The sequence below is a fragment of the Pedobacter sp. NEAU-ZC8 genome, assembly GCF_059278965.1.
In genome coordinates, this window is sequence record NZ_JCAJXC010000002.1 from 222,944 (window position 1) to 240,472 (window position 17,529).

At 41.5% G+C, this 17,529-nt stretch carries 11 protein-coding genes and 1 tRNA gene; 11 read left to right on the forward strand and 1 reads right to left on the reverse strand.

Annotation, left to right across the window (positions count from 1 at the left end; translation table 11 throughout):
- Positions 1–14 precede the first annotated feature (14 nt).
- The 4 genes from AC5WJX_RS02695 to AC5WJX_RS02710 all read left to right on the forward strand — a co-directional run bounded on the left by AC5WJX_RS02695 (position 15) and on the right by AC5WJX_RS02710 (position 6,342).
- On the forward strand, positions 15–962 hold the full coding sequence (locus tag AC5WJX_RS02695; RefSeq protein WP_494483248.1) for a BT_3987 domain-containing protein: 948 nt from the start codon (positions 15–17) through the stop codon (positions 960–962).
- Between the two features lie 90 nt (positions 963–1,052).
- Positions 1,053–1,742 (forward strand): hypothetical protein, encoded by a 690-nt coding sequence (locus tag AC5WJX_RS02700; protein WP_494483249.1) that lies wholly within the window; start codon positions 1,053–1,055, stop codon positions 1,740–1,742.
- Positions 1,743–1,955: 213 nt separating this feature from the next.
- Positions 1,956–4,970 (forward strand): SusC/RagA family TonB-linked outer membrane protein, encoded by a 3,015-nt coding sequence (locus tag AC5WJX_RS02705; RefSeq protein ID WP_494483250.1) that lies wholly within the window; start codon positions 1,956–1,958, stop codon positions 4,968–4,970.
- 10 nt (positions 4,971–4,980) lie between these two features.
- On the forward strand, positions 4,981–6,342 hold the full coding sequence (locus tag AC5WJX_RS02710) for a RagB/SusD family nutrient uptake outer membrane protein (protein WP_494483251.1): 1,362 nt from the start codon (positions 4,981–4,983) through the stop codon (positions 6,340–6,342).
- A 68-nt stretch (positions 6,343–6,410) separates the two neighbouring features.
- On the opposite strand, the gene AC5WJX_RS02715 is transcribed toward AC5WJX_RS02710, so the two are convergent.
- Entirely contained in the window at positions 6,411–7,310 is a 900-nt protein-coding gene (locus AC5WJX_RS02715) for a S66 peptidase family protein (RefSeq protein WP_494483252.1), read from the reverse strand.
- A 40-nt stretch (positions 7,311–7,350) separates the two neighbouring features.
- Between AC5WJX_RS02715 and metG the strand changes: the two genes are divergently transcribed.
- The 7 genes from metG (at position 7,351) to AC5WJX_RS02750 (ending at position 17,450) form a co-directional block, all read left to right on the forward strand.
- A complete protein-coding gene (gene metG, locus AC5WJX_RS02720) occupies positions 7,351–9,459 on the forward strand; it encodes a methionine--tRNA ligase (RefSeq protein WP_494483253.1) in 2,109 nt (702 codons plus the stop codon).
- A gap of 4 nt (positions 9,460–9,463) precedes the next feature.
- Positions 9,464–9,535, forward strand: a tRNA-Arg gene (locus AC5WJX_RS02725).
- A 185-nt stretch (positions 9,536–9,720) separates the two neighbouring features.
- Positions 9,721–11,172, forward strand: coding sequence for a hypothetical protein (locus tag AC5WJX_RS02730; protein ID WP_494483254.1), 1,452 nt, complete (start codon positions 9,721–9,723; stop codon positions 11,170–11,172).
- Positions 11,169–12,368 (forward strand): hypothetical protein, encoded by a 1,200-nt coding sequence (locus tag AC5WJX_RS02735; RefSeq protein WP_494483255.1) that lies wholly within the window; start codon positions 11,169–11,171, stop codon positions 12,366–12,368. The genes AC5WJX_RS02730 and AC5WJX_RS02735 overlap by 4 nt, the downstream gene beginning before the upstream one ends.
- A gap of 1 nt (position 12,369) precedes the next feature.
- On the forward strand, positions 12,370–12,942 hold the full coding sequence (locus tag AC5WJX_RS02740; protein ID WP_494483256.1) for a condensin complex protein MksE: 573 nt from the start codon (positions 12,370–12,372) through the stop codon (positions 12,940–12,942).
- Complete coding sequence (locus AC5WJX_RS02745) at positions 12,926–16,618, forward strand: ATP-binding protein (protein WP_494483257.1); 3,693 nt, start codon at positions 12,926–12,928, stop codon at positions 16,616–16,618. The genes AC5WJX_RS02740 and AC5WJX_RS02745 overlap by 17 nt, the downstream gene beginning before the upstream one ends.
- Complete coding sequence (locus AC5WJX_RS02750) at positions 16,590–17,450, forward strand: DUF7281 domain-containing protein (RefSeq protein ID WP_494483258.1); 861 nt, start codon at positions 16,590–16,592, stop codon at positions 17,448–17,450. The genes AC5WJX_RS02745 and AC5WJX_RS02750 overlap by 29 nt, the downstream gene beginning before the upstream one ends.
- The last annotated feature ends 79 nt before the right edge of the window (positions 17,451–17,529 follow it).

Here is a 17,529-nt window from a genome sequence, read left to right on the forward strand (position 1 = left end):
TTAAAAAAAAGATTATGAAGAAATATATATATAGGACCCTTTCTTTCATGTTAGCAGTAAGTTTTCTTACTTCTTGTTTGAAAGATGACAGCTTGGTTCTTGACCCTGAAAAAGGTCATAATGTAATTGAGTTCGCCAATCCAGCACAAATCGGGGTAGTTGGCAGCGTGCACCCACTTTATACATTTGCTTTGGAATCTGGCTCCGCAGTTCCAATTCCAATAACAATCAGTTATTCTGGACCGGAGAGTGGAGCACCGGAGGATATTGTTGTTAATTTCGACGCTGGGACACAAGCCGAGGTGACGGCATATAATGAGGATCAAGAGAAAGCGTTTGATTTAATGCCTTCAGATATTTTCACACTTTCTACAAAAAGCGTTGTCATTAAAAAAGGTGAAAAAAAGGCCACCTTCAATGCGTTATTCGCAACAGAAAGGTTTGATTTTGATAAGTCCTATGTTTTACCTTTGAAGATCACATCTACGTCATCAGGCATAGTGAGTGGCAATTTCGGTACTATTTTGCTAAGTGTTAACCCGAAAAATATCTATGACGGAATTTACACGTTGACAGGTACTTTCAATGACACTCAGAGATCCGATTTTACTGGAGCGTACCCGATAGAAATTCATTTGGTAACACAGAACGCGAAATCTGTTGCTTTCTATGATGATGAAAATTTAGGAAACTATGGCCACCTGTTTAATACTCCAGATGGAGGATCATATTACGGAAACTTCGCCCCTGTGTTTAACTTTGATGATCAAAATAACGTAGTAAGTGTTGTCAATTTTTATGGTCAACCTTCTTCGAACGGTAGATCTGGAAGAATTGATGTGACCGGGATCAATAAATACGATCCGGCTACTAAAACACTTGAAGTGAGTTACGTCATGGTGCAAGGTGGGGATCGTACTTTCTTTAAAGAGAAGATGGTTTATGTAGGCCCACGGCCATAATTTATCAACCTTTAAAAAAAGGCCATCTAGTTTAGATGGCCTTTTTTTTTATTACGATTTTTTTTATATTACAATAAAAACATTCTCAATATGTACGCCATATCAAAATCAGTATTAGTAGTTGGTTTAAGCTTCTTGGGCCTTCTGTTTAACAAAGAAATTTCTGGCATTCTATCAGACAATTCAAAAGTGATTTATAACGTGTCTGACGACAAAAAATTAGATGGTCCTTTTGCTATAACAAGAGACGACAAAGTTTTATTAAGAGGGAGCTATAAAGACGATAGACGGTCTGGAAACTGGTACTGTTTCAATCCCGATGGAAGTGTATACATGAGATACAACTATGATCAGAAGAAATTAGTTGTACTTGACACAGCGAGAGTCGCTCGAGCGATGGTGGAATTTCCGGGTATTAAAGAGGAAAGCGCCGATGGCTCCATTCCTGTTCCCGTATGTTCAATTGATCAATATGTTTCGCTACTTGGTTCCGAATTCCGAAGGTTAATATTAGTGGAAAACAAAAATGCCGAAGGTGTTGTACCTGTTGAACTAATTGCGAACATTGATAAAAATGGCAAAGCAACTTACACCGGGAACTATGATGCTGAAGGGGTGACCATGACGAAGCGATTAAAACCAGATGTTAAGCTTTTTAATATTGAATGGTTACCCGCAACAATGTCGGGTAAACCAGTTGAAGCTCTGTTCAAGGTGAATATGTCCGTTGATCTTTCCAGTAATGATGTTGGAAGACAGCGATTCCGATGGACAAATTAATGATGATTCCATTTCAGGAGCGTATTTGACGTGCCATCAGCGAAATTACTCTGGGCCACCGAAGAGTATTTTTTGCAATTAGATGCCGTATTTTGCAATATTAATGTGTTTTTATGATATAAATAACTGATAGTCTTTCTAAATAGATAGTATTTTTTGGGGTCTAAGGATTTACTTTTACCTTGGATGTTCAATTAATATTAAATTCTTATTATGAAAAGACTACTACTAAGTATGTTCATTCTGTTTTTTATCACAGCATTGGCTGTGGGACAGGATAGAACTGTGACTGGAGCAGTTACGGGGAAAGACGATGGGCAACCACTTCCCGGTATATCTGTGAAGGTAAATGGTACCAAGATTGGTACGATCACAGGTGCAAATGGAAGATACACGATTGTAATTCCTGCAACTGCAAACCAGACATTAACATTTTCTTCCGTGGGATATGCTTCGGTGGAAAGACCGGTTAGTGATAGTGGCACAATCAACGTTTCACTTGAAACTGATGCACAGCAATTAGGTGATGTTGTAATTGTTGGTTATGGTACGCAAAGTTCGAGAAGAGTTACAAACTCTATCGCAAGTATCTCTGGAGATGAAATCAAGAACCAACCTGTTGCGAACGTTTCTCAGGCTTTGCAAGGTAGACTAGCTGGTGTTCAGGTGACATCTGGCGGTGGACGTCCAGGATCTCCGATTCAAATTAATGTCCGTGGTCGTTCTTCGATTCAAGCTGGAAATGATCCATTGTATGTTATAGATGGTGTAATTTTGCCATCTAACAATACGACTACACCTAGTTCTGCAGGCGCAGGCATCTCGCCGTTAGCGAACTTAAACAGTGAAGACATCGCTTCCGTCCAGGTATTGAAGGATGCTTCTGCTGCGGCCATTTATGGTTCACGTGGTTCAAACGGTGTTGTTTTAATAACCACAAAAAAAGGTTCTGCATCAGGTAAATCAATTGTGAGCTTAAATGCGTACAACGGTTATCAAGATTTTGCTGGTTCGAAAGACTTCTTAAATGCATCTTCTTACAGACAGATGTACAACGAGGCACTTGCTAATAATACACCAGCTTTACCACTAAAATTCACTCAAGCTCAGATTGACAATCCTGAGGCCAACACAAACTGGCTGGATGAGATTCAACGTTCTAAGTCACTGGTTCAGAATGTTCAACTTTCTGTTGCTTCTGGTGGAAATGCTAAAACGCAGTTTTATTCCTCTCTGAATTACTTTAATCAGGATTCTAAGCTCTTGAATGGATCTTTCAAAAGATACGCAATTCGTTTAAGTGTAGATCATCAGGTTACGGACTTCTTAAAAATTGGAAGTAACATTGCAATTTCGAAATCGGACCGTGCAGAAACTCCTGTAGACAACAGTATATTTTCCCCATTTCCTAGAGCTTTAATTGCTCGTCCAGATCAGCCGATCTTCAACGCAGACGGTACGTTTGCATCAAACGATTTCAACAATCCGGTGCACATGTTTGAATCAAAGAACTATATTGGCCTTGGAAACATCTTCAATGCAACCTATGCAGAGGTGAGAATCTTACCTGAATTGAAGTTCAGATCTTCTGTTGGTATTGACTATTCTTATCTTGATCAAAGAACATTTGATCCCTCAACTTCTTTATCAGGAATGGGATCAAACGGAGCTGCAAGTAGCGGATATGTTCAAACCCAAAATTACCTGACTACACAGACCTTATCTTACTTGAAAAACTTTATAGATAACAAGTTTACGGTAGACGCGACATTAGTTTATGAATTCCAATGGAACAATCGCGATAACAACCGTGTCGATGGTCAAAACTTTCCTTCAAACCAGACACCTTACTTAACTTCTGCTGCTAAGATTGTAGGTGGAACATCTGCATTTACAAATTACCGAGTTGAATCTTACTTAGGTCGTTTGAACTTAGCTTGGGAAAACAAATATTTATTAGGTGCGTCACTCAGAAGGGATGGTTCTTCAAAATTCCCTACTAAAGGAAGATACGGTTACTTTCCATCTGTTTCAGGTGGATGGGTAGTCAGTGAAGAGGAATTTCTTAAAAACAATAATGTTGTTTCAAACTTGAAAATCCGGTCCAGTTATGGCTTAACTGGTAATCAGGAAGGTATCGGTAACTTTGCTTCACGCCGTCTAATCGGTACAGGTTACAACTATGATGATCAGCCGGGATTTGCTTTGAATGCCATTGGTAGCCCAGATCTTAAATGGGAAACTACAGCACAGTTTGATATTGGTTTAGATCTTTCTTTATTTAAAAACAGACTTACTTTCAGCGCGGATTACTACAATAAGAAAACTACAGACCTATTGATCAACAGACCAATCCCGACCACTACAGGGTTTTCTACCATTCTTGAAAACGTTGGTTCTATGAATGGAAAAGGCTGGGATTTCAATATCAACAGCGATAATCTAGTTGGCGCAGTAAAATGGAGTACATCATTCAACATTTCTACTTACAAAAACAAAATCACACAGCTATACAATGATCAGCCTATCGATGGATCATTCGTGACCCGTTCAGCGGTAGGGCATCCGCTTGGTGCGTTCTTCGTGATCAAATCATTAGGTGTAGACCCAGCAACAGGTGACATGACCTATGAGGATTTAAACAAAGATGGCTTAATTAACAGTGATGATAGACAATACCTTGCAAGTCCACTTCCAAAATTCTATGGTGGATTAAATAACACTGTTTCTTACAAAGGTTTTGATCTAAATGTGTTGTTTCAGTATTCGTCTGGAAACTACCTTTATAATTTATCTGCTGAAGGAACCGGAGGCTATGGAAGCTTAGGTGCAGCTGCTTCAGCAACTGCAATCGCGACAAACGTAGCACAAGAAGTTTTTGATGACAGATGGACGCCATCAAATACCGATTCCAAATATCCACGAGCTGTAGGTGGTGCAAGAGGTACATACAATACTCAACGCTCATCCAGGTACCTGGAGGATGCAAGTTACATCAGATTGAAAAACATTTCATTAGGTTATTCCTTGCCAAAAGGTTTGATTGAAAAGGCCAAACTTTCTAGTGCAAGGGTATATGTTTCAGGTCAGAACCTACTTACTTTCACCAAGTACAGTGGATTTGATCCAGAGGTGTCTTCTGAATTTACCGTGGCAAATACGGGGGTTGACCAAGGTGCTATTCCACAGTTTAAAACGCTAATGTTCGGTGTAAATATTAGCTTGTAAAAAGAAAAAAATGAAAAACAAAATAATTTTATCCGCGATTGTCTTAGCTTCTTTAATGACGTCGTGCCAGAAGCAGTTGGATATTGAACCAACATCTTCCTTGTCTCCAGAAACGGTAGGTTCAGCAGACGTACAAAAGCTGATGAACGGTGTTTATGATGGTTTACAAGAAGGAAATACAAGTTACTTTTACCTTAGTTTCGCTGTTGAAGATTTATCCGCAGATAACCTTGCATATCGTGCGACTTTCTTTCAAAATGGAGAGATTGACAACAATGCTATATTGCCTAACAACGTTCTAACTCAGCGCTATTTCAATGCGCCATATGTTGTAATTCAACGTGCGAACGACTTGTTGGAAATTATTAATAACTCCACCACATTAACGGAGCCAGTTAAAAAGTCATTATTGACGCAAACACATTTCCTTAGGGCATATGCTTACTATAAGCTAGTTACTATGTTCGGAGCAGTTCCGATTGTGAACAATCGCGATGTTGTTAAAGTTCCTAGGAATTCCGTTGATGAGGTTTATGCCAAGATTATCGAAGACTTAAATCTGAGCATTCAGGCTGGTGGTGTGATAACCGACAGCAAATTTGCTTCAATTGAAGCTTCCAAAGGCTTACTTGCGAGAGTTTATCTGATTAGAAAGGATTATGCCAATGCGAAGAAAAATGCGGATGAAGTTATCGCTTCAAGCCGGTTCGCTCTAGCAAATGATTACAATTCGATCTTTGCGCCTCCTTATGTATCTACAGAACACATCTTTAAATTGGTGTTTACTGCTACCGAGGGGTCAAATTCCTTATATTATTTCCTTCAACATCCTTCAATGCCCGGAGGTGGTAGAGCTGAACTCCCTGTCGATGCTTCTTTAGTTGCAGCCTACGAGCCAGGAGACCAACGCAAAGCTGCATCAATTACCCAGGTGCAGGCTCCTTTGGCTAACGCCGGCTGGTACAGTCAGAAGTATAAGGATCCAGAAGGCTCAGGCGCTCATCCATACTACATTTTAAGGATATCTGAGATGTACCTGATTTCGGCAGAAGCTCAACTAGCCCTTTCTAACAACCCAACAGATGCAGTTGCTTTAGCCGCAATCAATAGTGTTAGAACTAAAAGAGGTCTGTCTGCTTTAACAAGCTTAAATGTGCAGGATATAATCAAAGAAAGAAGAGTAGAACTTGCATTTGAGGGTACTAGATGGATGGATTTGAGAAGAACACCTTCACCTACTAACCCATCAAAATCTATGGCAACAGTTTATCTGGAGGCTAAAGGTAGATCTGTTAATGATGAAATTTACCCTATTCCTCAGTCAGCGATGGATGTAAACGAGTTATTGAAGCCAAATAACCCGGGTTATTAATTCATAAATTTAAGCAAGGCGGTTTTTAAAGCTGTCAAAGTTTGTACAAAGAATGCAGTAGTTAATAGCTACTGCATTCTTAGTTTTACTTGATTTTTGAAGACGATTAGTTGTACTTGCTTGCCCACAATTAGCGCTTTATTATCTTCAATGTGCCCTGTAGGGAAGTTAAAGCATACCGGGTAATTATATTCCTTCACCAGGTCGTAAATAAGTGCTTCAGGCGTTTGCCCGAATGGCACCTGTTCTTCTTCGATCTCGTTGAAAGCACCTACGATCAGCCCTTTCAGTTGAGCAAGTTTTCCGCTGCGCTTAAGCATCCGCATCATGCGATCAATGGAATACTCCTGCTCACCCACATCCTCAAGAAAGAGGATCTTATCGGTATAATCCATTTCAGATTCCGAGCCACTGAGCATTACTAAAAGCATCAGGTTACCTCCAATCAGTATACCTTCTGCTTGGCCCGGGATATTTGGGTGTTTGCTGTTGTATTCGTAGGTTATCGGTTCGCCTAACAGCGATTTCCTTAAAGATTCCAGGGATTCTGGAGTGGCATCGGGAAAGGTATATGGCATTTGCGCATGGATGCTCATGGTATTATGCTTTGCCAGTAAGTGCGAGAGCAACACGGTGACGTCGCTGAAACCAATGATCCATTTCGGGTGCTCCTTAAAATTCGTGAAATCGAGCTCGTCAATGATCCGGATCGTGCCGTATCCGCCCCGTGCGGCGATAATTGCTTTTACTTCCTGATCATCCAGGAACTGCTGCAGATCTCCTGCACGAAGTTCATCGCTACCGGCAAACTGGTTCTCGGCAGCGTAAACACTAGAACCGAGCAGCACCTGCAAGCCCCAGCTTTCGAGAATTCTGATTCCTTCGTCTATCTTTCCAGGTAGTTTTTTCGCAGGACTTACTATAGCAATCTTGTCACCTTTTTTTAAATAGGGCGGCTGTTTAATCATTGGTAAAACACTTATCTTTGACAAATTAATAAAAATAGTTTTGGATAACAGTAAAATTAAGAGATATACAGTAACGGCTGCTTTGCCTTATACGAACGGTCCTGTACATATTGGTCACCTTGCGGGTGTTTACCTGCCGGCGGATACTTATGTACGTTTCCTCCGCTCTAATAAGCGTGATGTGAAATTCGTTTGCGGATCGGATGAGAACGGCGTTCCTATTACTTTAAAAGCAAAAAAGGAAGGCATAACGCCGCAGCAGGTTGTCGATAAATACCATAAAATCATTGGCGATTCCTTTCAGGAGTTTGGAATCTCCTTCGATATCTACCATAGAACTTCTTCACTAACACACCACCAAACGGCTTCAGGTTTCTTTGAAAGTCTGTACAACAAGGGCGTGTTTACGGAAGAAATTACTGAACAGTACTATGATGAAAAGGCACAGCAGTTCCTTGCTGACCGCTACATCACCGGAACTTGTCCACGCTGCGGTTTTGAGCATGCTTATGGCGACCAATGTGAAAACTGCGGAAGTACTTTAAATGCGACGGACCTGATCAATCCAAAATCTACGTTATCTGGTGAGCCTCCAGTACGTAAGGAAACCAAAAACTGGTTTCTGCCGCTGGATAAGTATGAAGATAAGCTTAGAGCATATATTGAAAGTCATAAGGAGTGGAAACCGAATGTGTATGGTCAGTGCCAAAGCTGGCTGAACGCCGGTTTGCAGCCTCGTGCGATGACCAGAGATCTGGACTGGGGTGTAGAGGTACCATTAAAAGATGCTGCCGGAAAAGTGCTTTATGTGTGGTTTGATGCGCCGATCGGCTACATCTCTGCAACGAAAGAGTTTTTTAACTATGCGAAGCTTGATGTCTGGAACCCGAAAGCGGAGAAATATTACATCAACCAGAATACCGTAGAAAAAGGCAATTGGGAAGAATACTGGAAGGATGACAGCACCAAACTTGTACACTTTATCGGAAAAGATAACATTGTATTCCACTGCATCATCTTCCCTGCAATGCTGATGGCACATGGGGAGTATATCCTTGCGGATAATGTGCCTGCCAATGAGTTCCTGAACCTGGAAGGTCAGAAGATCTCTACTTCCAAGAACTGGGCGGTTTGGTTGAATGAGTACCTGTTGGAGTTTCCTGATAAGCAAGACGTGCTTCGTTACGTACTTACTGCTACTGCGCCGGAAACTAAAGACAATGACTTTACCTGGAAGGACTTTCAAGCCAGAAATAACAATGAGCTGGTTGCGGTTTTGGGTAATTTCATCAACCGGGTGGTGGTTTTAACCCACAAATACTTCGAAGGTAAGGTGCCGATGATCATGGAAATTAAGCCGGAAGATCAGGCTGTGATTGACGAGTTGGCGCAGTATCCAGCCAAGATCAGTGCTTCTATAGAGAATTATCGTTTTAGAGAGGCTTTGATGGAGGTGATGAATGTTGCACGTCTGGGTAATAAGTACCTGGCGGATATGGAGCCTTGGAAAGTCATCAAGACCGATGAGGATCGTGTTAGAACCATCTTGAATATCAGTTTGCAGATTGTTGCAAGCCTGGAAATCCTGATTGAGCCTTTCCTGCCTTTTACGGCCGACAAGCTGATGAAAATGCTTAACTACGGTGGTCACCTTTGGGCACATGCGGGTCAGATGAACCTGTTACCTCGCGGACACCAGTTGAATCAGCCAGTTCTATTGTTCGAGAAGATTGAAGATGATCAGGTGCAGTTCCAAATAGACAAGCTGACAAAAAGTAAAGACGAAAATACCCTGGCAAATGCTGTAGCGGCACCTGCTAAAGAGAATATCAACTTCGACGATTTTAGTGCGGTAGACATCCGGGTTGCGACGATTATTGCTGCGGAAAAGGTTGAAAAGACTAAAAAGCTGCTTAAGCTGACGCTTGATACCGGTCTTGATACGAGAACGGTTGTATCTGGTATTGCAGAACACTATAAGCCAGAGGAAATCATTGGACAACAGGTGAGTTTGCTAGTAAATCTTGCGCCAAGGGAGATCAAAGGAATATTATCTCAGGGAATGATTTTAATGTCTGAAAATTCCGATGGAAAACTTACTTTTGTGGCGCCTGTTGATAAGCATAACAACGGCAGCGTTATCAAATAGTACTGGTCCCGTAGTTCAACGGATAGAATAGAAGTTTCCTAAACTTTAGATATGAGTTCGATTCTCGTCGGGACCACATTTTAATAATTACTAGTAAAACAAAAATGGCCTTTCTACATCAGGAAGGCCATTCTTGTTTGCAGAGGATAGGTATATATAAGAGCTTTGGCTAACTTGAAGCCCCAAGCCAATCTCATCAAATTAGACCGAGCTTTTATTTTAATCTAATTCAACTTATCTTTAAGCTAATTGAATTAGCTGATGAAATTTGAAAAGCTGCTGGAAAAGATAACAATAGATGAGCTGCGGGACTTTATGCTGTTATATAGTATTAAGGCTCCTGAATTCAAAGCAGAATTTGAGTTGTATTTTGCTCGCAAAGATGGAAAAGTAGATATTAGCGAGAGATACAGTGAATGGATCAGAAAAACAATCCGTAAGTATGAGCATAGGGGATTTATAGATTATAGGAACAGTTCCGCCCTAGCATGCGACTTAGATAATATTATCAACACGGGCTTTGTCTTAGCTGAAAAACACAATTTCCAGGACGCTTTTGCGCTTGCCAGGGTTGCGCTACCTGAAATTGTGCAAATATTGGCGTACAGTGATGACTCGTCCGGGAATTTAGGCAGTACAGTAGAATTTTGTATTCAGTTGCTGGAACAGATAGCAAGCAATCCGAATGCAGGTAATCCCTTAAAGGAGGTAATATTTATTTATCTGGAGACACTGTTAAAGGAGGACGTATATTTTGACTACGGTAATTTCGGCTACAGGTTACTGGATATCTTTGAGTCGTTAGCGGTTAAACTTAGTCAAGCTGAAGTATTCTTAAAGCACTTAAATATTCAGCTTTCAAAACCTGCACAAGCCTACTCGGACTACACTAAAAACTTCTATCAAGTTAGAAAGATTGAATTTTTAACCTCAATTGGGAGATTAGATGAGGCACAGGAATCGGTGCAGCAAAATTTGAATATTGTTGAAGTGCGGCAAGGAGTAGTAAACGAGGCGATAAGCGAGCATAAATATATACACGCAAAGGAACTGATCCAAGATGGAATAGAGATTGCGGCAAAAAATGATCATCCTGGTACCATTGCTCACTGGCAAAAGGAATTACTCCGTATCGCGTTCCTTGAGAAAGATGAAGAAGCAATAAGGCACTATAGTAAATACTTTGCTTTTGATAGAGGCTTTAATATAGAGTATTACCGAATTTGGAAAAACACCTATTCGTCTGAAAACTGGAAGGACGTAATTGAGCTACATATACAGCAATCTATTGATGCTGCAACCGATGTTTATGAGTTAAATAAAAAGAGAGGTTGGCAGGCGCAAAGCATGCTATCGTTGTTATCTGCTGTAGCTTCTATTTATCTCGAAGAGCGGTACCTGGATCGTTTGATGGCATTGGTTAAGCAGGAAACAGCGCTGGAGCGTATTCTATACTACCATGAAGTTTTGCTTAATGATTATCGATCGGATCTTCTGAACGTGTATCTGCCTGCCCTTAAGATTGCCGCAGCTAAGGTTAGTGATAGGAATCAATATAGACATCTGGTTAATCAGATGAAAAAGATTATCAAGGACATTCCTGAAGGGACGCAACAAATGTCAGATCTTGCAAAAGAATTGAGCACAACTTATTGGCGTCGGCGGGCGATGGTGGAGGAACTGACAAAATTTATTCAACTAACCACGTTTTGAAAACATTTTCCTCCATCAAAGAACTGCTCGGGCTGCTCAGCCGTGAACATAAGCTAATCAGCGAAATTTTCGAGAAGCGTAAAGTGTTGGCATACAAGATTGATGATGCACTTGAACTCCTGGATTATAACGAAGACAGGCTTCGCAATCTTATAGACCTCGCTGTGCTGCGGGAAAATGGACGTTACCTGGAGCTGGACGATCAATTCCTGCAGTTCTTTGAACAAGTTCTTGAAGTGAACGAAGAAATAAATGCCTTCTATATTAATGAAAGCCTGCAAACCATCCGGCAGAATATCCTGTACTACCTTCAGGAGCATAGCGAGACGCGGCGATATCATTATCTCAGACAGGTAAAAAATGCCTTTCGAAAAATCGGTACAATAGCCCTCCGTAATGTTATTGATCTAAAGCGAAACATCGACAATACCTTTAAAAATGAGCCGAACTATAAGATTAAGAAATCCAAGCTAGAGCATCTGGACATCAAACGAAAAGACATTTCACAACTTATTGATTTCACTGAAGAGCTCATATCAGAAGATCAGGAACAGACCTTTTTCAAGACAGCTTCGGATGAGGAACTGCAGCGTATCATCACTACCTTAAAGGTGCAGATGAATATCTGCAGACATAATCTTATTGATAATCAAAAACAGATCATCGAGTACCTGAACAAACTGCGGCAGCAGAATAGTATCATGGAAAAAATCCGTCAGCTTAAATACCTGAAAGATCAGTTTGAATTGCGCAGCAAAACCAATATTCTACAGGTACTCGCATCAGAAAATCCACTGCTTTTCGAGCCTAAACCTTCGTATCCCTTCAAGCTTTCGCTTGATCAGCTGCAAAGTGACGATGTCAGTCTCGAGTTGATCAGAAAAATCAATGCCCGTTCCAAGTCTGGAAAAGCGATAAAGCAGTCCTTAGCAGACACTAACCTTCAGAATTACCTGGAGGCAGATGCCGAGTTAGTTTCGCAGGTTAATCTGGAAGAGGTAAAAAACAGTTTTCTGGCGGGCAGCAACAATCTTTACGATTTTCTTCAATCTTACGATTTCGGAATGGATGTTTCTTTTGAAGAATGCCTTACCATTTACTGCCAACTTATTTCACAATATGATGCGTATTTCAGGCTAACAAATACTTATCAGACTAAAAATGAAACCGAATATTTACTAATATATCCGCTGTAACATGAACGAAATACCAAAGCAATCAGCAGAAGTCTTCGAGATACTCAGCAAGGGGCAATTTATCTGCTCCAATAGCACCAAAGATGCTACAAGGAGACTTTATCTTGCGATAAGTGAAGATGTTGACACCTATTCTGAATATTACGCAGGGCTGAATTTTGTTCTGGAGGAAGGAGATGAGTACTATTATTTTGCCCGTTCTGAGAGCCGGGCAGAACTAGAACGAAAGTTGGATATTGCAATGAAATGGATCGACATCATAGATTTCCTGAAGACTTATGATAACAGCTTTGGATCCGGCACCCGTTTCCGAATTGCGGAAATACTGGCTCGATTGGGTGTAGATGCTGATTTGAAAAACAAGTTGGATGGCTTGAAGAAGTATGCGCCCGCCAAGGAGAAGTATAGTGACATTCTGGAAAGAGTGCTTGATCAGCTGGAGAGAGACAATTTTATAGAACTTGAAAACAATATTTCACAGGAATATAAGACACTCGCTTCTTTCTCTTACCTGGAAAAATTAGTCCTGACCATCAATATTCCTGAAGATATACAGCATGAGATACCTGAATAAAGTTGTTTTTATCAATAGTGCCAACATCGCCTACGCTGAAATTGAGATCTCCGGGAATGTCCACTTTATCGGCACACAAGGCGTTGGAAAAAGTACAACCCTGCGCGCCATTCTTTTTTTCTACAATGCAGATAAACTCAAGCTGGGTATTGAAAAAGGCAAGCGGAGTTTTGATGAGTACTATTTTCCACATGGAAATTCATTCATCATCTACGAGGTCGTTACCGAAACCGGAAACTTTTGCGTGCTTGCCTATAAAGCGCAGGGGCGCGTAGCATTCCGCTTTATTGACGGCGCCTATAGCAGGACCAATTTCATCAGTGAAGATCACAAGGCAATGAATTGGGAACAAATCAGGAATACATTTTCAGTTGGGCCATTCTACAGCAGAAAGATTGAACACTATGAGGAATACCGTGATATTTTATACGGAAACAACAAAGGTCTGCAGGCGCAGTTTAGGAAATTTGCACTCATCGACAGCAGGCAGTATCAAAATCTGCCCCGCACCATTCAGAATGTCTTTCTGAACTCTAAACTTGAAGCGGAATTCATAAAGCAGACCATAATTATGTCGCTCAATGAGGATGATGTCAGAATCGATCTCGAGCAGTTTGCTTTACATCTGAAGGATTTCGAGCAGCAACTTTCTGACATCGGAAAATGGAGTGAACGAACCCGCTCCGGAGACATTGTTGTTCGTTTATTGGCCGATAAAATCGCGAAGCTATATACAACCGTCCGCTTTTTAGAGCAGGATAGAATACATCTTATTCAATCGCTCCTTGATGTTCATGCCGCTATAGAGCACGCATATCCCGGATTATCCAGAGCGCTTGATCATGAAAAAGATAAGCTGGCTGGCGTACTCAGAAAAGTCGAAGATGCGGACCAAAAGTTCCAGCTGAAGAAAGATAAGATTAACAAAGAGATTACGCTCGCCGACGCGAAACTGGCTGAATCAAGGCGTAAGCTGGAACAATACGAACGCATTGACATCCACCTTATCATACAACGGATAGCTAAAAAGCCCGACTGGGAAAGCAAAAAAGAACACCTGCAGGCAGAGCGGTCTCTCTTGGCTGCCCGTTATCAGGAAATTACCACAAAGTATGAAGCGATCATCATACAGTTGCAAAACCAGTTGGAACAGTTTGTAAACGCAAAGAATAATGCCGGTAATGACCGTAAAGCTGCTTCTTACCAGATTCGGGATGAACTGAGGCGACAATATGAGAAAATCATCGCTGGTATCGAGCAGGAGCATGCGGGTATAAAACAAAATGCCGAAGCGCTGCTGGAGGAGAAAAAACAGTTTATCTATCAACTTGAACTCAGAAGAAAGGAAGCCGAATTCAAGCGCTGGTTTGAAAAAGAGATTCTAACCGCTGAGCACAACATCGCGGCTGCTAAGCAGATTTTATTGACCGTAGAGACGGAGAAGGTCACACTTAAAGCACAAATTGAATTGTTGCAAAAACAATGGGAGCTGGATACTGCTACAAACGAAGCGCTATTTGCCAGCAGGCGACGTAAACCAGAGCACGATATGCTTGTGCTAAGGCAAAGAATTGATCAAAATAGAGAAATCATCGCTGCTAGTAGCAACTCTCTTTATGAATGGTTGCATGAAAATAAACCGGGCTGGGAGCACACCATCGGGAAAGTAATTGATCAGAGATCAGTTTTGTTTAATTCGGAATTATTTCCAAAGAACGTAAACCAGGATCATAATCTGCTCTATGGGGTTGAGCTCGATCTCTCAGGCCTCGCTTCAGATATCAAATCCATCCCAAATTACGAGCAGGAAATAGAACAGTTTACCAAGAATATTGCCGAACATGAATCGTTTCTGACGAGGTTGTCCGAAGATCAGACTAAAGACGCTGAAAAGCTCAAAAAGAAATACCAACCACAAGTAAAGGGGTTGAAAGACCAGATTGCTTTGGGGGAATACGAAAAAGAGAAGGCAGCAAGGGCACTTGAAGCCGCCATACTGGACCGTGATGAGAAGCAGCGAAAAGCGGAAACTGCACAGAAAGCCGCTATCGCTGCGATTAAACAGGAAATTGTGAATGCCCGCCAGGAGCGCACTGACGCAGAAGGGCAACTGCAGGTGATTCAAAAAAACATAAAAAAACAAGTTGAAGACAAAAGAAAAGAGCGGGATCATAAAATCGAGGCAGAAGTTAAGGCTCTTGCTTTAGCTTTAGAAGGCGTCACATCGGAGATCTCCGATGAGCGTGCCCGCATACAGCACCGGAAAACTGATGTAGAAAATCAAAGTAAAAGGGCGCTTGAAGAGGATGGTGCGGACGTGATCCGGATTAGCGCAATAGAATGGGAGCTCATTCAAGCAGCAGCAGAGCTGGACCATATTGAGGCTAACCGCGACAAAGTAGTTGAATATAGAAAAGACAAGCGGGAATTATTTGACCGTGTTGATGACTTAAAAGCGAATAAGAAGTTGGCCGAAACCAAACTGCTGTCAGAGCAGCAGCGACATGAGGCCGGAAAGGCTAAGCTTAAGGAGGCTCTAACCCAATTGAAAAACGTCATCGAAATACAACAGCAGGAAATTATGGAGATGGAACAAGACCTGCAGGCATTTGATACTTTCAGCAATACGCAGATGTTTCAGGACGCAGTAGTTCTTGCTTCAAATCAGGTAAAGCTGACTAATGATGGTCAGCGTCTCACGACGCTCGTCACCACCATCACCGACAGAATCCATGAATCTACCAACCGCATGAACGATTTACGGGCTTCCATAAACAAGTTTTTGAGTCATTTCTCCCGAGGCAATATCTTTGGGTTTGAATTCAACCTCAATGAAGACGATGATTATATCAGGTTTGCAGAGCGCCTAAGCGAGTTTTTAGAAGAGAATAAAATTGAAGAATATGAAACACGAACTAATGAGTTTTTTTCAAACCTGATTGTCCAGGTTGGCAAAGAAACCACCGCGCTTGTTTCTAAGGAAGCGACCATCAGCAAGGGGATCAGCGACATCAATAAAGACTTTGAAGTACGGAATTTTACCGGTGTGATCAAGAGCATCAATCTGCGGCTTTCCCCGAGTGCTCATAAGATTGTGACGCTTTTGCAGGAGATCCGCCGGTTTAACAACGAATTTGGGACAACCCTGGGCGGAGCGAATCTTTTCAGCAACAACGATTCTGCACAAAACAACAAACGCGCTGTAAGCTATTTAAAGAGCTTTGCAGATGAGATAGCCAGTTCAAAACAAAGTGAAGTTACACTCTCTGATACTTTTGAACTCGAGTTCAGGATTGTTGAAAACGACAACGACAGTGGTTGGGTTGAAAAGCTTACAAATGTAGGATCTGAAGGAACCGATGTACTGGTGAAAGCGATGATTAACATTATGTTACTCAATGTCTTCAAAGAAAGCGCCTCGAAAAAATTCAAGGATTTCAGGTTGCATTGCATGATGGATGAGATCGGAAAACTACATCCCAACAATGTGAAGGGCATTCTCAAGTTTGCCAATGACCGAAATATTGTGCTGATCAATAGTTCACCTACATCTTACAATGCTGTCGATTATAAATTCACTTATTTGTTGAGTAAAGACAGTAAGAATTCGACTACGATCAAGAAGTTGATTACCAACAACACGCATCATGGAATTAAGCAGAGCCTTAGCAGTTAAGTTACTTTGCTTAGCTAAAGGCGAACGCTTGCCTGCTAGTGCGCTTAGATATGAACTCGTGCAGGAACTGATCACCGAGGGTATCCTCATGGATCATAGAACCGGACGGACTAAGAGTACATTGTTTTGTCCTGATCCAAAAGCCCTCGAAGGTTTCTTGCGCAACAACTTTCAGATCATAGACTTGCAAGGCTATGTCGAGTTGATGAATCAAAACGAGCTTTCCAGGGCAGATCTGACCCGAAATGCCTCAAATTCAAAGGCGAAAGCCGTCAGGACCTTTAAGGGATTTCTCGTAAACAGCTATCAACCTATCGCTGCCACACTAGAGGGCGCCGCAATAACCATTGCACCACCTGAAGGTACCTTTCAGTTCATTCATAGTTATGAGCACTTTGTCCCAGATCAGGATGTGGTGATTGTAAATGTCGAAAATTCAGAAAACTTCAGCCAGATTGCCCGGCAACGACATCTCTTTGAGGGCATTTCTACACTTTTCGTCAGCCGCTATCCTCAAAATCAAAACAAAGATCTATTACGATGGCTTCAGGGTATTCCTAATTCGTATTTGCATTTTGGGGACTTTGACTTTGCCGGTATCAATATTTACCTGAATGAATACAAGCGATCTTTAGGGAAGCGGGCAAAGTTCTTCATCCCTGCAAATCTTGAAGAGCTTATCGTCCGCTACGGAAACCGGGCGTTGTATGATTATCAGAAGCCCAGTTTCCAGCTATCAGAAATAGATGAGGCAGGCATACATGAGCTTAGCTTACTTTTACATCGGTATAAAAGAGGGCTGGAACAGGAAGCATTAATTCTGAGGAGGTAAACTGATTTTTAAGCCGTTCCCTGGTGATGTAAATGTTCCGGAGGATACTGAGCCCGGTAAGGATCATTTTAACAGCCTT

Excerpts from the sequence above, each read along its gene's own strand:
- AC5WJX_RS02700 (WP_494483249.1), top strand. The coding sequence starts at position 1,053 with ATGTACGCCATATCAAAATCAGTATTAGTAGTTGGTTTAAGCTTCTTG.
- AC5WJX_RS02740 (WP_494483256.1), top strand. The coding sequence starts at position 12,370 with ATGAACGAAATACCAAAGCAATCAGCAGAAGTCTTCGAGATACTCAGC.
- AC5WJX_RS02745 (WP_494483257.1), top strand. The coding sequence starts at position 12,926 with ATGAGATACCTGAATAAAGTTGTTTTTATCAATAGTGCCAACATCGCC.
- AC5WJX_RS02730 (WP_494483254.1), top strand. The coding sequence starts at position 9,721 with ATGAAATTTGAAAAGCTGCTGGAAAAGATAACAATAGATGAGCTGCGG.
- AC5WJX_RS02710 (WP_494483251.1), top strand. The coding sequence starts at position 4,981 with ATGAAAAACAAAATAATTTTATCCGCGATTGTCTTAGCTTCTTTAATG.
- AC5WJX_RS02750 (WP_494483258.1), top strand. The coding sequence starts at position 16,590 with ATGGAATTAAGCAGAGCCTTAGCAGTTAAGTTACTTTGCTTAGCTAAA.
- AC5WJX_RS02695 (WP_494483248.1), top strand. The coding sequence starts at position 15 with ATGAAGAAATATATATATAGGACCCTTTCTTTCATGTTAGCAGTAAGT.
- AC5WJX_RS02705 (WP_494483250.1), top strand. The coding sequence starts at position 1,956 with ATGAAAAGACTACTACTAAGTATGTTCATTCTGTTTTTTATCACAGCA.
- AC5WJX_RS02715 (WP_494483252.1), bottom strand. The coding sequence starts at position 7,310 with ATGATTAAACAGCCGCCCTATTTAAAAAAAGGTGACAAGATTGCTATA.